This window comes from Xanthobacter lutulentifluminis (assembly GCF_043194675.2).
Classification (GTDB): Bacteria; Pseudomonadota; Alphaproteobacteria; order Rhizobiales; family Xanthobacteraceae; genus Xanthobacter.
In genome coordinates, this window is sequence record NZ_CM195525.1 from 1,226,226 (window position 1) to 1,242,518 (window position 16,293).

The 16,293-nt window shown below is 72.5% G+C and carries 10 protein-coding genes, 1 pseudogene and 1 riboswitch; all 11 genes and pseudogenes read left to right on the forward strand.

Going from position 1 to position 16,293, the window contains the following annotated elements:
- The first annotated feature begins 17 nt into the window (after window positions 1–17).
- The gene (locus V5F49_RS05590; RefSeq protein ID WP_394116077.1) at window positions 18–1,121 is read left to right on the forward strand and encodes a putative urea ABC transporter substrate-binding protein; all 1,104 of its coding nucleotides are present in this window, start codon (window positions 18–20) and stop codon (window positions 1,119–1,121) included.
- A 326-nt stretch (window positions 1,122–1,447) separates the two neighbouring features.
- A complete protein-coding gene (locus V5F49_RS05595) occupies window positions 1,448–2,260 on the forward strand; it encodes an ABC transporter permease (protein WP_394116076.1) in 813 nt (270 codons plus the stop codon).
- Complete coding sequence (locus V5F49_RS05600) at window positions 2,257–3,081, forward strand: ABC transporter ATP-binding protein (protein ID WP_394116075.1); 825 nt, start codon at window positions 2,257–2,259, stop codon at window positions 3,079–3,081. Before V5F49_RS05595 ends, V5F49_RS05600 begins: the two co-directional genes overlap by 4 nt.
- 11 nt (window positions 3,082–3,092) lie before the next feature.
- Window positions 3,093–3,902 (forward strand): urea amidolyase associated protein UAAP1, encoded by an 810-nt coding sequence (locus tag V5F49_RS05605; protein ID WP_394116074.1) that lies wholly within the window; start codon window positions 3,093–3,095, stop codon window positions 3,900–3,902.
- Window positions 3,903–3,913: 11 nt separating this feature from the next.
- Window positions 3,914–4,561, forward strand: coding sequence for an urea amidolyase associated protein UAAP2 (locus tag V5F49_RS05610; protein ID WP_394116073.1), 648 nt, complete (start codon window positions 3,914–3,916; stop codon window positions 4,559–4,561).
- 1 nt (window position 4,562) lies between these two features.
- The gene (gene uca / locus V5F49_RS05615; protein WP_394116072.1) at window positions 4,563–8,105 is read left to right on the forward strand and encodes an urea carboxylase; all 3,543 of its coding nucleotides are present in this window, start codon (window positions 4,563–4,565) and stop codon (window positions 8,103–8,105) included.
- A 68-nt stretch (window positions 8,106–8,173) separates the two neighbouring features.
- Window positions 8,174–8,563: pseudogene (locus V5F49_RS05620) on the forward strand (allophanate hydrolase-related protein); the annotation flags it as partial.
- A gap of 341 nt (window positions 8,564–8,904) precedes the next feature.
- A riboswitch (cobalamin riboswitch) is annotated at window positions 8,905–9,111 on the forward strand.
- A 77-nt stretch (window positions 9,112–9,188) separates the two neighbouring features.
- The gene (locus V5F49_RS05625) at window positions 9,189–9,638 is read left to right on the forward strand and encodes a DUF1636 family protein (RefSeq protein WP_394116071.1); all 450 of its coding nucleotides are present in this window, start codon (window positions 9,189–9,191) and stop codon (window positions 9,636–9,638) included.
- Window positions 9,638–10,669 carry a cobalamin biosynthesis protein CobW gene (cobW, locus tag V5F49_RS05630; RefSeq protein WP_394116070.1) on the forward strand — a complete coding sequence of 344 codons (1,032 nt, stop codon included), beginning with the start codon at window positions 9,638–9,640 and terminating at the stop codon, window positions 10,667–10,669. The genes V5F49_RS05625 and cobW overlap by 1 nt, the downstream gene beginning before the upstream one ends.
- A 14-nt stretch (window positions 10,670–10,683) precedes the next feature.
- On the forward strand, window positions 10,684–14,058 hold the full coding sequence (gene cobN / locus V5F49_RS05635) for a cobaltochelatase subunit CobN (protein ID WP_394116069.1): 3,375 nt from the start codon (window positions 10,684–10,686) through the stop codon (window positions 14,056–14,058).
- The gene (locus V5F49_RS05640) at window positions 14,055–16,292 is read left to right on the forward strand and encodes a ferredoxin-like domain-containing protein (RefSeq protein ID WP_394116068.1); all 2,238 of its coding nucleotides are present in this window, start codon (window positions 14,055–14,057) and stop codon (window positions 16,290–16,292) included. The genes cobN and V5F49_RS05640 overlap by 4 nt, the downstream gene beginning before the upstream one ends.
- The last annotated feature ends 1 nt before the right edge of the window (window position 16,293 follow it).

Below are 16,293 nucleotides of genomic sequence, written 5' to 3' on the forward strand. Positions count from 1 at the left end.
TGACGAAGGGGAATTATATGCGCACTCCGTTCTCGATCTCTGCCCGACGCCTGAAATCCGCCCTTGCCGGCGCGCTCGGCCTTGCCGCCGTGGCCGGCCTCTCGCTCGGCGCCCAGCCGGCGCTGGCCGCCCCGAAGAAGGAATTCAAGGTCGCCTGGTCCATCTATGTGGGCTGGATGCCGTGGGGCTACGCCGCCGACCATGGCATCGTGAAGAAGTGGGCCGACAAGTACGGCCTCAAGATCGACGTGGTGCAGTTCAACGACTACGTGGAGAGCATCAACCAGTACACGGCCGGCGCCTTCGACGCCCTCACCGTCACCAACATGGACGCCCTCTCCGTGCCCGCCGCCGGCGGCGTGGACACCACCGCCGTCATCGTCGGCGACTTCTCCAACGGCAATGACGCGATCATCCTCAAGGGCAAGAAGGACCTCGCCGCCATCAAGGGCCAGAAGGTCAACCTGGTGGAGTTCTCCGTCTCCCACTATCTGCTCGCCCGCGGGCTTGAGAGCATCAAGCTCAAGGAGCGCGACGTGAAGGTGGTGAACACCTCCGACGCCGACATGGTGGCCGCCTTCAAGACCAAGGACGTGACCTCGGTCGTCACCTGGAACCCGCTGGTCTCCGAGATCCTGACCGACAAGAACGCGCACAACGTGTTCGACAGCTCCAAGATCCCCGGCGAGATCATGGACCTGCTGGTGGCCAACACCGACACGCTCAAGGACAACCCGGACTTCGGCAAGGCGCTGGCCGGCATCTGGTACGAGACCACCGCGCTGTTCACCGCCGACACGCCGGAAGGCAAGGCGGCCCGCGAGGCCATGGGCAAGGCCTCCGGCACCGACCTCGCCGGCTTCGACGCCCAGCTCGCCGCCACCCGCCTGTTCGCCAAGGCGCCCGAGGCGGTGGCCTTCGTGCGCTCGGGCGACGTGGGCACCACCATGGACCGCGTGCGCAAGTTCCTGTTCGAGAAGAACCTGCTCGGCTCCAACGCCAAGTCCGCCGACGCCGTGGGCATCGCGCTCGCCGACGGCAAGGTGCTGGGCGACGCCAAGAACGTGAAGCTGCGCTTCGTCGACACCTGGATGGCGCTCGTCGCCGACGGCAAGCTCTGAGGAACCGGACGGACCTCCTCCCCTCTCCCCTTGAAGTCGGCTTCCGCCGACTTCAGCCAGCCCGGGCCGAGCGCGGCGCCAGCCGCGTTCGGGCGGGAGAGGAGCCGGGGGCGAGGGGGCTCTCACCGTCCCACCCCGGCGCCCGGACGGAGGGGTAACCCCCCCTCACCCCCCGGCCCTCTGTCGCTGGGGGACGGGGAGCCCGCCGGGGAGCAACGCGAGCCATTTCCCCGCATCCCGCCCTCCGGCTTGACCGGAGGGCCCGTCTCCGGGCCGGGCGGCCGTCAAACCCGCCCGCCTTCCTCCACCCTTCAGGAGCAGCGCTTATGCGCCTCATCAATGTCAGGCCGGATCGGGGAACGGCGCTGTTCCTCGCCATCCTGCCGTTCGGTCTCACCGTGCTCGCCTATCTGCTCGGATCCGCCGAGCGGCTTGCGGCGAACCCCGACGACAAGCTGCTGCCCAGCCTGTCCTCGCTCGGCGCGGCCATCGTGAAGGTTGCCTTCACCGCCGATCCGCGCACCGGCGACTACCTCTTGTGGGCCGACACGCTCGCCAGCATGGAGCGCCTGCTGGCCGCGCTCGCCATCTCCACCGCGGTGGCGCTGGTGATCGGCGTGCTGGTGGGCATGCTGCCGCTGGTGCGCTCCCTCCTCGCGCCCTTCATCGCCATGGTCTCCATGGTGCCGCCGCTGGCGCTGCTGCCCATCCTGTTCATCGTCATGGGGCTGGGCGAGGAATCGAAGATCGCGCTGATCGCCATCGGCATCACGCCCTACCTCGTGCGCGACCTCGCCATGCGGGTGGAGGAGCTGCCGCGCGAGCAGATGATCAAGGCGCAGACGCTGGGCGCCTCCACCTGGCAGATGGCGCTGCGGGTGGTGCTGCCGCAGATCCTGCCCCGCCTCATGGATGCGCTGCGGCTCTCGCTGGGCCCGGCCTTCCTGTTCCTCATCGCGGCCGAGGCCATCGCCTCGGACAGTGGCCTCGGCTACCGCATCTTCCTGGTGCGGCGCTATCTCGCCATGGATGTGATCCTGCCCTACGTGGCCTGGATCACCCTCATCGCGGTGTTCCTCGACTTCGCGCTGGCCCGCGCCCGCCGCGCCCTCTTCCCCTGGTTCGGAGGCGCGAAATGACCGCCATCAGCGTCAATCACCTGTGGAAGGAATACGGCGAGCAGATCGTGCTCGAGGACATCTGCCTCGATTTCGCGCCGCGCTCCTTCATGGCCCTCGTCGGCCCCTCCGGCTGCGGCAAGACCACCTTCCTGCGCATCCTCCTCTCCGAAGAGACAGTGACGCGCGGCGAGGTGCTGATCGACGGCAAGCCCATCGCCCCCGAGCCGGGCGCCGACCGGGGCGTGGTGTTCCAGCGCTATTCCGTGTTCCCGCACCTCACCGTGCTGGGCAACGTGGTGCTCGCCGCCGAGATGGCCGAGGCGCCCCTGACCGGACGCCTGTTCGGCGCCCGCCGCCGGGCGGTGGAGGAGGAGGCGCGCGCCCTCATCGAGGAGGTCGGCCTCAAGGGGGCCGAGGGCAAGTATCCCGCCGCCCTCTCCGGCGGCATGCAGCAGCGCCTCGCGCTGGCGCAGGCCATCATGCGCAAGCCGAAGATCCTGCTCTTGGACGAGCCGTTCGGCGCGCTCGATCCCGGCATCCGCGCCGACATCCACCAGCTCATGCTGAAGCTGTGGAACACCTGCGAGATGACGGTGGTGATGGTGACCCACGACCTGAAGGAAGCCTTCACGCTGGCCACCCGCATCATCGCCTTCGAGCGCCGCCGCAACCGGCCGGAGGAGAAGGCCCGCTACGGCGCCACCATCGCCAAGGACATCGAGGTCTGGCCCAAAAGGATCGCGGGCCAGATGAAGCTGAAATCCACCGCCCCCGGCCGGGACGACCCGGCCATTTCCTCGGGCACCGGCCGGGACGACCCGGCGCTGAAGACGGCTTGAGGAGAAAAGCCATGACCGTCAGCGTCGAAACCCAGAAGTTCATCGAAGAGAACAGGCGCCGCTACGAGGAGCTGAAGGCCGCCGGCCAGCAGCATGCGCCCAAGGCCCTGCCCGGCGCGACGCCGCGCGGCACGCTTTTGCCCGAGGGCGCGGCGCTCCACACCGAGACCATCCCCGGCGGCTGGTACTGGTCCACGCCGCTCAAGGCCGGCGAGGCGCTGCGCATCCATCTGGCCCACGGGCCGGCGGCGGTCTCGATGATCGCTTGGTCGGCGGCCGACGCCTCCGAGCGGCTCAACTATGCCGACACGGTGAAGGTGCAGTGGACCTCCGCGCTCGGAAAAGGCCGCGTGCTGTTCTCCGACATGGGGCGGGTGATGTTCTCCCTCATCGAGGACACCACCGGCATGCACGACGCGCTGGTGGGCGGCTCCACCCCCGCCTCCAACCGCGCCCGCTATGGCGACACCGTGCTGCGCAACACGCGCGACAACTTCATTCTGGAAGCGCTGAAGCTCGGCCTCGACAAGCGCGACATTCCCCCCGCCCTCACCTTCTTCGCCCCCGTGCGCACGGACGCGGACGGCAATTTCCGCTGGATCGAGGACGCCCGCCAGACCGGCGATTTCGTGGACCTGCGGGCGGAGATGGACCTGATCGTCGCCCTCTCCAACTGCCCGCATCCGCTTGATCCGGCGCCGGATTATGCCCCGCCCCCGGTGGAAGCCATCCGCTTCAAGGCGCCCGCCCCGGCCGCGGATGATCTCTGCCGCACCGCCACCATCGAGGCCGTCCGCGGCTTCGAGAACAACGCGCGCTGAGGGAGGCTTTCATGACCCGGTTCTTTGCTTCTCCCGTCCGCGATGCGTCTTCTGCTCTGCGCGATTACTTTGTGCCCGCCAACGCCCCCTTCTCCTGCCTCGTGAAGGCCGGCGAGAGCGTGCGCATCGTCGATCTCGAAGGCCAGCAGGCGGTGGATACGCTGTTCTACAAGGCCGATGACTTTTCCGAGCGCTATTCCTCGCAGGATACGCTGCGGGTGCAGGGCTCGGCCTATGTCTCCACCGGCACCAGGCTGATCTCCACCGAGGGCAACGTGATGGCGACCGTGACCGCCGACACCTGCGGCCGCCACGATACATCCGCGGGCGCCTGCTCGTGCGAGGCGAACACGGTGCGCTTCGGCCATCAGGTGAAGTATCTGCACGCCTGCCGCGAGAATTTCGTCATCGAGGTGTCGAAGCACGGCATGACGAAGCGGGACATCGTGCCCAACATCAACTTCTTCATGAACGTGCCGGTGGAGCCCACCGGGCAACTCGCCATCGTCGACGGCATCTCCGGCCCCGGCGACTATGTGGAGCTCAAGGCGGAGATGGACGTGCTCCTCGTCATCTCCAACTGCCCACAGATCAACAATCCCTGCAACGGCTTCAACCCGACGCCCATCCAGGTGCTCGTGTTCGGCGCGGAGGATTGAGATGTTCTCGAAGATCCTCATCGCCAACCGCGGCGAGATCGCGCGGCGGGTGATCCGTACCGCGCGCGCCATGGGCATCAGCTCCGTGGCCGTGCATTCGGACGCCGACCGCTTCACCCGCGGCGTGCTGGAGGCGGACGAGGCCGTGCACCTCGGCCCGGCGCCGGCCGCCGAGAGCTATCTGAACGTCGATGCCGTCATCGCCGCCTGCAAGGCGACGGGGGCGCAGGCGGTGCATCCCGGCTACGGCTTCCTGTCCGAGAACGTGCGCTTCGCCCGGCGGCTTGCGGAGGAAGGCATCGCCTTCATCGGGCCGAAGCCCGAGCATCTGGAAGCCTTCGGCCTCAAGCACACCGCGCGCGAGCTGGCGAAAGCCTCCGGCGTGCCGCTGCTGCCGGGCACCGACCTCCTCGACAGCGCCGAGGAGGCGCTGAAGGCGGCTGAGGCCATCACCTATCCGGTGATGCTGAAGTCCACCGCCGGCGGCGGCGGCATCGGCATGCAGCTGTGCCATACGCCGGACGAGCTGAAGGACGTGTTCGAGCGCGTCCAGCGCACGGCCCGCGCCTCGTTCGGCGATGCCCGCGTCTATCTGGAGCGCTTCGTGGCCGATGCGCGCCACGTGGAGGTGCAGATCTTCGGCGACGGCAAGGGCAAGGTCGTGGCGCTGGGCGAGCGCGACTGCTCGCTCCAGCGGCGGAACCAGAAGGTGGTGGAGGAGACCCCCGCCCCCCTCCTGTCCGAGGCCGTCCGCGCCCGCCTGCACGCGGCCGCCGTTCAGCTGGGCCAGAGCGTGAAGTACGAGAGCGCCGGCACCGTGGAGTTCATCTACGACCCGGCGCGGCAGGAATTCTATTTCCTCGAGGTGAACACCCGCCTGCAGGTGGAGCACCCCGTCACCGAGGCGGTGTTCGGCATCGATCTCGTGGAATGGATGATCCGCCAGGCGGCGGGCGAAGACCCCATCGCCGCCGCCGGCCCGCTCGCGCCGAAGGGCGCGGCCATGGAGGTGCGCGTCTATGCGGAAATCCCGCACGCCAACTTCCAGCCCTCCGCCGGCCTGCTCACCGAAGTGAAGTTCCCGGACTGGGCGCGCATCGACGGCTGGATCGAGACCGGCACGGAGGTGACGCCCTATTACGATCCCATGCTCGCCAAGGTGATCGTGAAGGCGGACGATCGCGTCGGGGCCATCGCCGCGCTGCAGAAGGCGCTCGGCGAAACCTCCATCTGCGGCATCGAGACGAATCTCCAGTACCTCTCGGCCATCGCCGCGTCCGACCTCCTCGCCTCCGGCAAGGTGGCGACGACCGCGCTGAAGGATTTCGCCTTCCGCCCCACGAGCGTGGAAGTCATCGTCCCCGGCGCCCAGTCGAGCCTTCAGGAGCTGCCCGGGCGGCTGAACCTGTGGCACGTGGGCGTGCCGCCGTCCGGCCCCATGGACGAGCATTCCTTCCGCCGTGCCAACGCGCTGGTGGGCAATGCGCAGACCGCCTGCGCGCTGGAGATGACGGTCAACGGCCCCACCCTGCGCTTCCACGACGATGCGACGGTCGCCCTCTCCGGCGCCCTGATGCCTGCCAAGCTCGACGGCGCGCCTGTGCCGCACGATGCCGCCTTCCCCGTGAAGGCGGGCCAGACGCTGGCCATCGGCGCCATCGATGGCCCGGGCCAGCGGGCCTATCTCGCCGTTGCAGGAGCTTTCCAGGCGCCGGAGGTGCTGGGCTCGCGGGCGACCTTCGCGCTCGGCCAGTTCGGCGGCCATGCCACCGGCACGCTGAAGGCGGGCGACGCGCTCCATCTCGCTCCCAAGGCCGCGCGTCCCACCGCCCCGGCCGCCGAGATCCCCGCCCCCGCCCCGCTCACCCGCGACTGGCAGATCGGCGTGCTCTACGGCCCCCACGGCGCCCCGGACTTCTTCCAGGACGCCGACATCGCCGACCTGTTCTCGGCCACCTATGAAGTCCATTTCAACAGCGCCCGCACCGGCGTGCGCCTTGTCGGCCCGACGCCCCGCTGGGCGCGCACGGACGGCGGGGAGGCGGGGCTGCACCCCTCCAACCTGCACGACAACGCCTACGCCATCGGCGCCATCGACTTCACCGGCGACATGCCCATCATCCTCGGCCCGGACGGCCCCTCGCTGGGCGGCTTCGTCTGCCCGGCGGTGATCGCCCGCGACGAGCAGTGGAAGATGGGCCAGCTGAAGCCCGGCGACCGCGTGCGCTTCATCCCCCTGCCCCGGCCGGAAGACCCCATCGCCGGCCCGGCCATCGTCGGCGCCCCGGAGGAGACCTCCTCTCCCATCCTCGCCATCCACGAGGACGGGCCGGTGCGCGTGGTCTACCGCCGGCAGGGCGATGACAATCTGCTCGTCGAGTTCGGCGACATGCACCTCGACGTGGCGCTGCGCCTGCGCGCGCACCTCATGGCCGAGGCGGTGAGCCAAGCGAAGCTGCCCGGCCTCATCGACCTCACCCCCGGCATCCGCTCCCTGCAGATCCACTACGACGGGGCCAGCCTGCCCCGCGTGAAGCTGCTTGATGCCCTCGCGGAGATCGAGAAAGGCCTGCCGGCGGCCGAGGACGTGGTGGTGCCGAGCCGCATCGTCCATCTGCCGCTTTCCTGGAACGACCCGCAGGCGGAGCTCGCCATGCGCAAGTACCAGGAGCTGGTGCGGGCCAATGCGCCGTGGTGTCCGGACAACATCGAGTTCATCCGCCGCATCAACGGGCTGGAGGACGAGCAGGCGGTGAAGGACATCATCTTCGGCGCGAGCTATCAGGTGCTCGGCCTCGGCGATGTCTATCTCGGCGCGCCGGTGGCGACCCCCATCGATCCGCGTCACCGCCTCGTCACCACCAAGTACAACCCGGCCCGCACCTGGACGCCGGAGAATGCGGTGGGCATCGGCGGCGCCTACATGTGCATCTATGGCATGGAGGGGCCGGGCGGCTACCAGCTGTTCGGCCGCACCATCCAGATGTGGAACACATGGCGCTCCACGCCGGCCTTCCGCGACAATCCGTGGCTGCTGCGCTTCTTCGACGAGATCCGCTTCTTCCCGGTCTCCCACCAGGAGCTGATGGAGGCGCGCGACGCCTTCCCTCACGGGGCCTATCCGGTGCGGATCGAGGACAGCCGCTTCTCCTACGCCGACTACGCCGCGAACCTCGCCGCCAATGCGGGCGAGATCGCCGCCGGCAAGGCCCGCCAGCAGGCCGCCTTCGAGGCGGAGCGGGCGCGCTGGAAGGCGGAGGGGCTGGACTCGTTCGTCGCCGACGACGGCGGCGCGGTGCTGGGCGAGGGCGAGGTGCCGGACGGCTGCTTCGGCGTCTCCGCCAACGTGCCGGGCAACGTCTGGAAGGTGCTGGTGGAGGAGGAGAGCGTGGTGGAGGCCGGCGCCACCATCGCCATCATCGAGAGCATGAAGATGGAGATTTCCATCACCGCCCATGCCGCGGGACGGGTCCGCGAGATCCGCGCCGCCCCCGGCCGCACCGTGCGTTCCGGCGATGTGGTCGCCGTGCTCGAAGCCTTGTGAGGGAGGATAAAATGACGCTGGATCGACCGCTCAGCGGCGCCGCGCCGTCGCAGGTTTCCGCAGAGGCCGTGCCTATCGCCGTGGTAGGCGCGCACCTTTCGGGCATGCCCCTCAATCCCGAGCTGACCGGAGCCGGCGGCGTGCTGGTGAAGCGCTGCCGCACGGCCCCGGACTACCGCCTGTTCGTCCTGCCCGACACCACGCCCCAGAAGCCGGGCGTGGTGCGCCAGCCTGGCTTTTCCGGCCCGGGGCTGGAGGTGGAGGTGTGGGCGCTCGACCCCGCCGCCTTCGGCCGCTTCGTCGCCCGCATCCCGGCGCCGCTGGGCATCGGCAAGCTGAAGCTGGAGGACGGCTCGGAGGTCCCCGGCTTCCTGTGCGAGGCCCATGCGGTGGAGCGCGCCGAGGAGATCACCGCCCTCGGCGGCTGGCGGGCCTATGTGACGGGGCAGCGGGCCTAGCAGCGACCCGGGGACGGGAGCGCAACGTCTGCCGGACGATGCGCTCCCCCCTCACGGATCGCGTCGACCGGCCAAGGTTGCCCGCCGGACAGGCACCGCCGCCGACACGAGGGCGCGGGACGCGTCGCCCCCGGCCCGCGTCGCCGGCGGCGGGAGCGCCCCGGCGCAATCGCCCTCAAGCGCCGGCATCTGCGCCGAGCCGTCGGAACGTCGGCACCCCCAAGGCCTGCGCAACGTACCGCGCTCCGCAGCGCCGCCGCGGGCCGTGCCCGGTCCCGGTCGCGCGCGGACTGGGCATGCGGGCGCGACCCGCGCCATTTGACAACGGCCGCCGCCATCCCTTTAGTGGCGGCGTCGAAGGTCCCGTGGTCCCACACGGGCGTAAAAGGGAATGCGGTGCGGAGGTTCTCCTCCAATGCCGCGGCTGCCCCCGCAACTGTCGGCGGTGAGCCTCTGCCAGACGCCACTGGATGCTCTCGCGGCGTCCGGGAAGGCGGCAGGGGCATTGATCCGCGAGCCAGGAGACCTGCCTTCGACGAGGTCCGCGCCGGGCGGGGTGCTCCGGTTCTGCGTCCCTTTGAAGCCCGCGCAGCGCGGGCGGCCTTCGCACCCGTGGATTCGGCCGGTGGAGCGAGGCGACCTTCCCCAGACTGCCCCTTCCCCCGCGGAGGCCGAGGCCGCACCTGCGCCCACCAACGCTGCGCCCGCCGCGCCGGCCGCCACCATCTTCATCTGCACCACCTGCCGCGCGTCCAACGCCGATACCGCAGCTCTCGCGGGCGGCGCCCTGCTCGCCGAGGCCGCCACCACCGCCTGCCCGGACGGGGTGGCGGTGAAGGCGGTGCGCTGCCTTGCCAATTGCAAGCGCGCGCTCTCCGCCGCCATCGTCCGCCCCGACGGCTGGACCTACGTGTTCGGCGATCTCACCCCCGGCGCCGCAGCGGACCTCATCGCCGGTGCCCGCCTGCTCGCCGATGCGCCCGAGGGCGTGATGCCCTGGCGCGGCCGGCCCGACAGCCTGAAGCGCGGCATGGTCGCCCGCATTCCCCCGCTCACCTTCACCGAGGAAATGTGATGTCCCTCGCCCGCGTGCCTTGCACCATCGTCACCGGCTTCCTCGGCGCCGGGAAGACCACCCTCATCCGCCACCTGCTGGAAAATGCCGGCGGCAGGCGCCTCGCGGTGATCGTCAACGAGTTCGGCGACGTGGGCATCGACGGGGAGATCCTGAAGGGCTGCGGCATCGAGAGCTGCGACGAGACCTCCATCGTCGAGCTCGCCAACGGCTGCCTGTGCTGCACGGTGGCGGACGATTTCGTGCCGGCGCTGGACCAGATCCTCGCCCGCGCGCCGAAAGTGGACCACATCCTGATCGAGACCTCCGGCCTCGCTTTGCCCAAGCCGCTGGTGCAGGCGTTCCAATGGCCGGCCATCAAGGGCCGCGTGACGGTGGACGGCGTGGTGACGGTGGTCGACGGCCCGGCGCTGGCCGAGGGCCGCGTCGCCCCGGACCTCGCGGCGCTGGACGCCCAGCGCGCCGGCGACGCCGGCCTCGACCATGACGACCCGGTGGAAGAGGTGTTCGAGGACCAGATCGCCTGCGCCGATCTCGTGGTGCTGGCCAAGAGCGATCTTCTGGACGCGGCCGGCCTTGTGGCCGCGGAACAGGCGGTGGCCGGCGCGCTGCCGCGCGCGGTGAAGCTGGTGCGGGCCAGCGCCGGACGGGTGGACCCGGCGGTGCTGCTGGGCCTCGGCATCGGCACGGAGGACGCGATCGACGCCCGCCGCACCCATCACGACGACGAGGAAGACCACGATCACGACGAGTTCGAGAGCATCGTCCTGCCCTTGCCGGAGATCGCCGATCCCGCCGCGCTGGCGGCGCGCGTCTCCGCCGCCGCCGAGACGCCGGACGTGCTGCGCGTGAAGGGCTTCGCCGCCGTCGCCGGCAAGCCCCTGCGGCTGCTGGTGCAGGGTGTCGGCCCGCGGGTGTCGCACCATTTCGACCGGCCGTGGGGCACGCACGAGGAGCGGCGCGGGGCATTGGTGGTGATCGGGCTCAAGGGCTTCGACCGCGCCGCCGTGGAACGCGCCATCCTCGGCTGAGACCGGCACCCGCCATGCACATCCTCGCCACCACATCGACGAGCCTGGAGGATCTGGCCGAGCCGGTCGATCTCGCCCAGCCGCCCGGCGACATGGTGACGCTCTCCTTCACCGACAGCGACCTCAACGGCCTCGCCGGCGCCTGGCGCGTCCTCTCCCGCGCGCAGCCGACCCCACCCAGCCTGCGCCTCGCCCGGCTGAAGGATCTCGCCCACCCCATGTCGGTGGACCTGTGGCTGGAGAAGGTGGCGGCGCGGGCGAAGGTGGTGCTGGTGCGCCAGCTGGGCGGGCTCGACTGGTGGCGCTATGGCGCCGAGCAATTGGCGGCGCTGGCGCGGGCGCGGGGCATCGCTCTCGCGCTCCTGCCCGGCGAGGATCAGGACGACCCGCGCCTCGCCGCCCTCTCCACCGTGCCCGCCGGCGAGCTTTCGGACTGGCTTGGCTATTTCCGCGCCGGCGGGCCGGACAACATGACGGCGCTGCTGCGGCGCATGGCCCGCGTCGCCGGGCATGGCGCGGATGGCGAGATTCCCGCGCCGCGCCCGGTGCCGGCCGTCGCCTATTACCGGCCGGGCGCCGACCTCGCCGAGGCGGCCGCCATCCACGCCGCATGCCGCGCCGAGGCCCGGCCGAAGGCGCTCATCCTGCTCTATCGCTCCCAGTGGCTGGCGGCCGACACCGCCGCCGTGGACGCCTTGGCGATCGCGCTCGAGCAGCGGGGCATGGCCCCCGTCACCCTGCTGGTGCCCAGCCTGAAGGCGCCGGAGGGCCGTGCGGCCGTGCGTGCGGCGCTGGCCGGGTGCGATCCCGCCGTCGTCCTCACCACCACCGCCTTCGCTGCTGGGGAGGCGCAGGAGCTGTTCCCGGCCGGCGGGCCGCCGGTGCTGCAGGCGGCCATCGCCACCACCGCCCGCGCCGCCTGGGCGGCGAGCCCGCGCGGCCTCTCCGCCGCCGACCTCGCCATGCACGTGGTGCTGCCCGAGCTGGACGGCCGGGTGCTTGCCGGCGCCATTTCCTTCAAGGATCTGGCAGACGCCGACGCCGATCTCGCCTTCACGCCCGCCCTCAACCGGCCGGAACCCGACGCGGTGGCGCATGTGGCGGATCGCGCCGCCGCCCTCGCCCGTCTGGCCGCGACGCCCCGCGCCGACCGCCACCTCTGCGTGCTGCTGCCGGACTATCCCGGCGCCGAGGGCCGCAGCGGCTACGCGGTGGGGCTCGACGTGCCGCAGAGCGCCTGCCGCCTCCTGGCGACACTGCAGGAGGCGGGCTACAGCACGGGTACCCCGCCCGCCGACGCCGCCGCGCTGCTCGCCGCCATCGCCCCCTGCCCCGCTCTGCCCCTCGACGTCTACCGCGACCTGTTCGCCGGCCTGCCGGAGGCCACGCGGGCGGCGGTGAGCGCCGCATGGGGCGCGCCGGAGGACGACCGCGACGTTGCGGATGGCGCGATGGCGGACGGCGCCTTTCGCTTCCGCCTCGCGCGGTTCGGCAATATCGCCGTCGCCTTCGCCCCCGATCGCGGCGCGGCCCTCGATCGCCGCGCCGACTATCACGATGCGACCCTCCCGCCGCGCCACGCGCTCATCGCCTTCGGCCTGTGGCTGCGCATGACGTTCGGTGCCCATGCGGTGGTGCATCTGGGCGCCCACGGCACGCTGGAATGGCTGCCGGGCAAGGCCGTCGCCCTCACCCCGGCGTGCTTCCCGCAGGCGGTGATGGGGGCGCTGCCGGTGGCCTATCCCTTCATCGTCTCCAACCCCGGCGAGGCGGCGCAGGCCAAGCGCCGGCTCGCCGCCGTCACCATCGGCCACCTGCCGCCGCCGCTCGCCGCCGCAGGCCTTTCAGAGGCCGAGCAGCGGCTGGAGCGGCTGGTGGATGAATATGCCCAGGCCGACGGCCTCGACCGCCGCCGCCGCGAACGCCTCGCCGCCCTCATCGTGGAGAGCGCCGCCGAGACCGGCCTTGCCGCCACCGCCGGCGTTTCGGCCGGCACAGACCCCGACGAGGCGCTGCGCCGCATCGATGCCTGGCTGTGCGACCTGAAGGACCTGGCGGTGAAGGACGGCCTGCACGTCTTCGGCCATGCGCCCTCGGACGAGGCCGACCCCGCGCGCCGCGCCAGCGCCGATGCGGAGACGCGCGCGCTCCTCACCGCCCTCGACGGCCGTTTCGTGCCCGCGGGGCCCGCGGGCGCCCCGGCGCGGGGGCGGCGCGACGTGCTGCCCACCGGGCGCAACCTCTACACCGCCGATCCGCGCACCCTGCCCACCCCCACCGCCTGCGACCTCGCCCGCAAGGCCGCCGACGAGGCCCTGCGCCTCCTGCTCCAGGAGCATGGCGACTGGCCGCGCGCGCTGGTGCTGGACCTGTGGGGCAGCGCCAGCCTGCGCACCGGCGGGGAGGAGATGGCGCAGGGCCTCGCCTTCCTCGGCTGCCGGCCGGTGTGGGAGGCCGCCACCGGACGCATCACCGGCATCGAGGTGCTACCCCCCGCCGTGCTCGGCCGCCCGCGCATCGACGTGACCTTCCGCATCTCCGGCCTGTTCCGCGACCTCTTCCCGGCCCAGATCGCGCTTCTGGATGCCGCCGTGCGCGCGGTGGCGGCGCGCGAGGAGGAGGATGCGGAGAACCCGCTGGCCGCCGCCCGCCGCCGGGGCGAGGACCTGAACCGCCTGTTCGGCTCGGCGCCGGGGGCCTATGGCGCGGGCATCGAGGCCCAGCTGCAGCGCGGCGCCTTCACGGAGCGCGCCGAGCTCGGCCGCGCCTATCTGGAGGCCGCCTCCCACGCCTATGGCGGGCCGGACGGCGCCGCCCGCCCGGCTCCCGGCCAGTTCGCCGCCCGGCTCGCCACCGCCGACGCGCTGGTGCATGGCGCCGACGATGCCGCCCGCGACCTGCTGGACGGCAGCGAGGATGCCGCCTTCATCGGCGGCTTCGCGGCGGCCGGCGCCGCGCTGGGTCGCGCTGCCCATTTGGTGGTCCTCGACACCAGCGACCCCGACCGCCCCCGCGCCCGCCCTCTCGCCGAGGCTCTGGCGCGGCTGGTGCACGGGCGGGTCTCGCAGGTGTTCATCAGCGGCCAGATGCGGCACGGTCCGCGCGGCGCGGCGGAATTCGCCGAGACCGTGGACCGGCTTGTCGCCTTCGCCGAGACCACCGGTCAGGTGCCGGCGGCGCTGCTCGACCGCATCCACGCCGCCTATGTGGCGGACCCGCAGGTGCGTGCCTTCCTCCTCGCCCACAATCCGGACGCGGCGCGCGCCATCGCCCGCCGCCTCGCCGATGCCCGCCGGCGCGGCCTCTGGCACGCCCGGCGCAACGATCTCGACGCCGATCTCGACGCCCTCAACGCCGAGGCCGACAGCGCGCGGGAGGCGGCGGAATGAGCCCGGTTTTCCCCGCCCCCGTTCCGTCCGGCCCGATCCCGCCCACCCGCCGCGGCGCCTGCCCGGCCTTCCTGGCGCCCATGGAAACGGGCGACGGCCTGATCCTGCGCCTCGTGCCGCAGGACGGCGCCCTCAGCCCGGCGCAGCTGCGCGGGCTGGCCGCCGCCGCGCGCGCCTTCGGCAACGGCATGGTGGAGGTGACCGCGCGCGGCAGCCTGCAGGTGCGCGGGCTGAAGCCGGAAACGGTGGGCCTGCTGCAGGAGGCGGTGCTCGCCCTTGGCATCGCCCCGCGCCTCGGCCTGCCGGTGGATGTCTCGCCGCTGAGCGGCCTCGACCCCACCGAGCGCGCCGACGCCCGGCCGCTGGCCGCGCGCGTCGCCGATGCGGCGGAGGCGCTGGCGGGGCGGCTCGGGCCGAAAGTGTCCGTCGTGATCGACGGCGGCGGCGCCATCCGGCTCGACGGGCGCAAGGCCGACATCCGGCTGGCGGCGGTGGGCGATGGCGTGTGGTCCGTGACCATCGGCGGCGGGGACTCGCAGGCGCTCGACACCGACGCCGCATGCTCCCGCACGCTGGAGGCCCTCGCTGCCATCGCCGCGCGCGGGCCGGGCGCGCGGGCGAGCGATCTTGCGGAGGGATGGTGGCGCGCGGCAGGACACCCCGTCCTCGACCGGGACGCACCGGCGCACCATCTTTCTGAAGCGCCGCAGGGCGCGGTGCGCCCGGCGGACGCTGCCGGCGCACCCTCCCGTGCCGAAATGCCCGCCGGGGTGCCCGCGCCCGTCCTCCCCGGGCGCGAGGCGGCGGCGCGGCAGGACCCGGCTACTTCGGGCTCCTGCCATGCCGATGCGGCGGCGGCGGGCCGAAATCCGTCCCACACCGACCCGCAACCCACGGCGCCGCGCGCGGGCGGGGCGGCTCCAGCCCATGCCTGCTCTGCCACGGTCGACGAGCCGGCTCGACCCGGCGAAAGCGCCGCCGCTGGTTCCGCCCGCATCCTTCCGGATGCGACGGCCGCGCCAGATATCCCTCTCCGGGACGCCGGGCATGGGCTGGGGGCGTCGTCCTGCGCCGATCCCGACGCCCACGGCGGCCCCGCTCCGTCCCCTCTCACGCGGGCGACGGAAGGCCCCCGCGCGGTGCAGCGGATGGGTCATGCAGCGGACCATCCCCTCGGGCAGTCAGGCATCGGGCTGGCGGGCGCGAACCTCGCCTCGGGCGGCCACGAGCCCGCGCGGCCGGCTGACGGCGCGCCGGCGCCGGCGGTCCCCACCCCCGCTCCACCCGCCGTCTGCCGGATGGAAGCGGATGCGGCGGCGAGTGCGCCCGCCGTCCCTCCCCCGGGCGTCGGGCAGGGAGCGGCGGCGTCGCCGACCCCGGATCCTTTCCGCCACGCCTCGCCCGCGCTCCGGCGGGCAGAGCATGCGGCGGTCCATCCCCATGGGCCGTCCGGCGCCGGGCGGTCGGGCGAAGTGGCGGAAGTTGCCTCGGACAGTTCCGGGTCGGCGCCACCGGCTGACGGCACGCCTGTGCCGCCTGCGCCCGCCAAGCTGCGCCTTTCGTCCGCAAGCCTTCCGGCCGCGGACCGTCTTCCCCCGGCGCCTCTGGGCGCCTTCCCCCTCGCCGATGGCAGCTGCGCGGTCGGCATCGGCCTGCCGTTCGGTGCCGGGCCGGCGGAGCTGGTGGAGGCCATCGCCGATCTCGCGGACGCCGCCGGCGCGCGCGACCTGCGGCCGGCGCCGGAGCGGGTGCTCCTTGTCACCGGGCTCGGGCCTGCGGCCGTCGCGGGCTTCGCCGAACGGGCGGGCGCGCTCGGCCTCATCGTGGCGGCGGGCGATCCGCGGGCGGCGGTGGCGGCCTGCCCGGGCGCGCCGGCCTGCGCCTCGGCCCATTTTCCCGCCCGCGCCATGGCGGCCGAGGTGGCGACCGCCCTCGCCGGCCTCCTCGACGGCTCGGTCAGCGTGCATCTGTCCGCCTGCACCAAGGGGTGCGCCCGGCCGACGCCGGCCACCCTCACCCTCGCAGGCATGGACGGCGGCATCGCCCTGGTGCATGAGGGCCGCGCGGTCGCGGCCGTGGGACCGGTCGTCGCGGTGGACGACCTGCCCGCGCGCCTCGCCGTCCTCGCCGGCGCACGCGTGCGATGCCCCGGCGCAAGCGGCCGCGAGCTCCTGCGGCGCCTCGACCTGCCGGCCCTGTGGGCGGGCACGGGCGCACCGGATGACCCGACATGAG

Bases quoted from the DNA above. Each gene is read 5' to 3' on its own strand.
- uca (WP_394116072.1), top strand. From the start codon at position 4,563: ATGTTCTCGAAGATCCTCATCGCCAACCGCGGCGAGATCGCGCGGCGG.
- V5F49_RS05640 (WP_394116068.1), top strand. From the start codon at position 14,055: ATGAGCCCGGTTTTCCCCGCCCCCGTTCCGTCCGGCCCGATCCCGCCC.
- cobN (WP_394116069.1), top strand. From the start codon at position 10,684: ATGCACATCCTCGCCACCACATCGACGAGCCTGGAGGATCTGGCCGAG.
- V5F49_RS05590 (WP_394116077.1), top strand. From the start codon at position 18: ATGCGCACTCCGTTCTCGATCTCTGCCCGACGCCTGAAATCCGCCCTT.
- V5F49_RS05600 (WP_394116075.1), top strand. From the start codon at position 2,257: ATGACCGCCATCAGCGTCAATCACCTGTGGAAGGAATACGGCGAGCAG.
- V5F49_RS05605 (WP_394116074.1), top strand. From the start codon at position 3,093: ATGACCGTCAGCGTCGAAACCCAGAAGTTCATCGAAGAGAACAGGCGC.
- V5F49_RS05610 (WP_394116073.1), top strand. From the start codon at position 3,914: ATGACCCGGTTCTTTGCTTCTCCCGTCCGCGATGCGTCTTCTGCTCTG.
- cobW (WP_394116070.1), top strand. From the start codon at position 9,638: ATGTCCCTCGCCCGCGTGCCTTGCACCATCGTCACCGGCTTCCTCGGC.
- V5F49_RS05595 (WP_394116076.1), top strand. From the start codon at position 1,448: ATGCGCCTCATCAATGTCAGGCCGGATCGGGGAACGGCGCTGTTCCTC.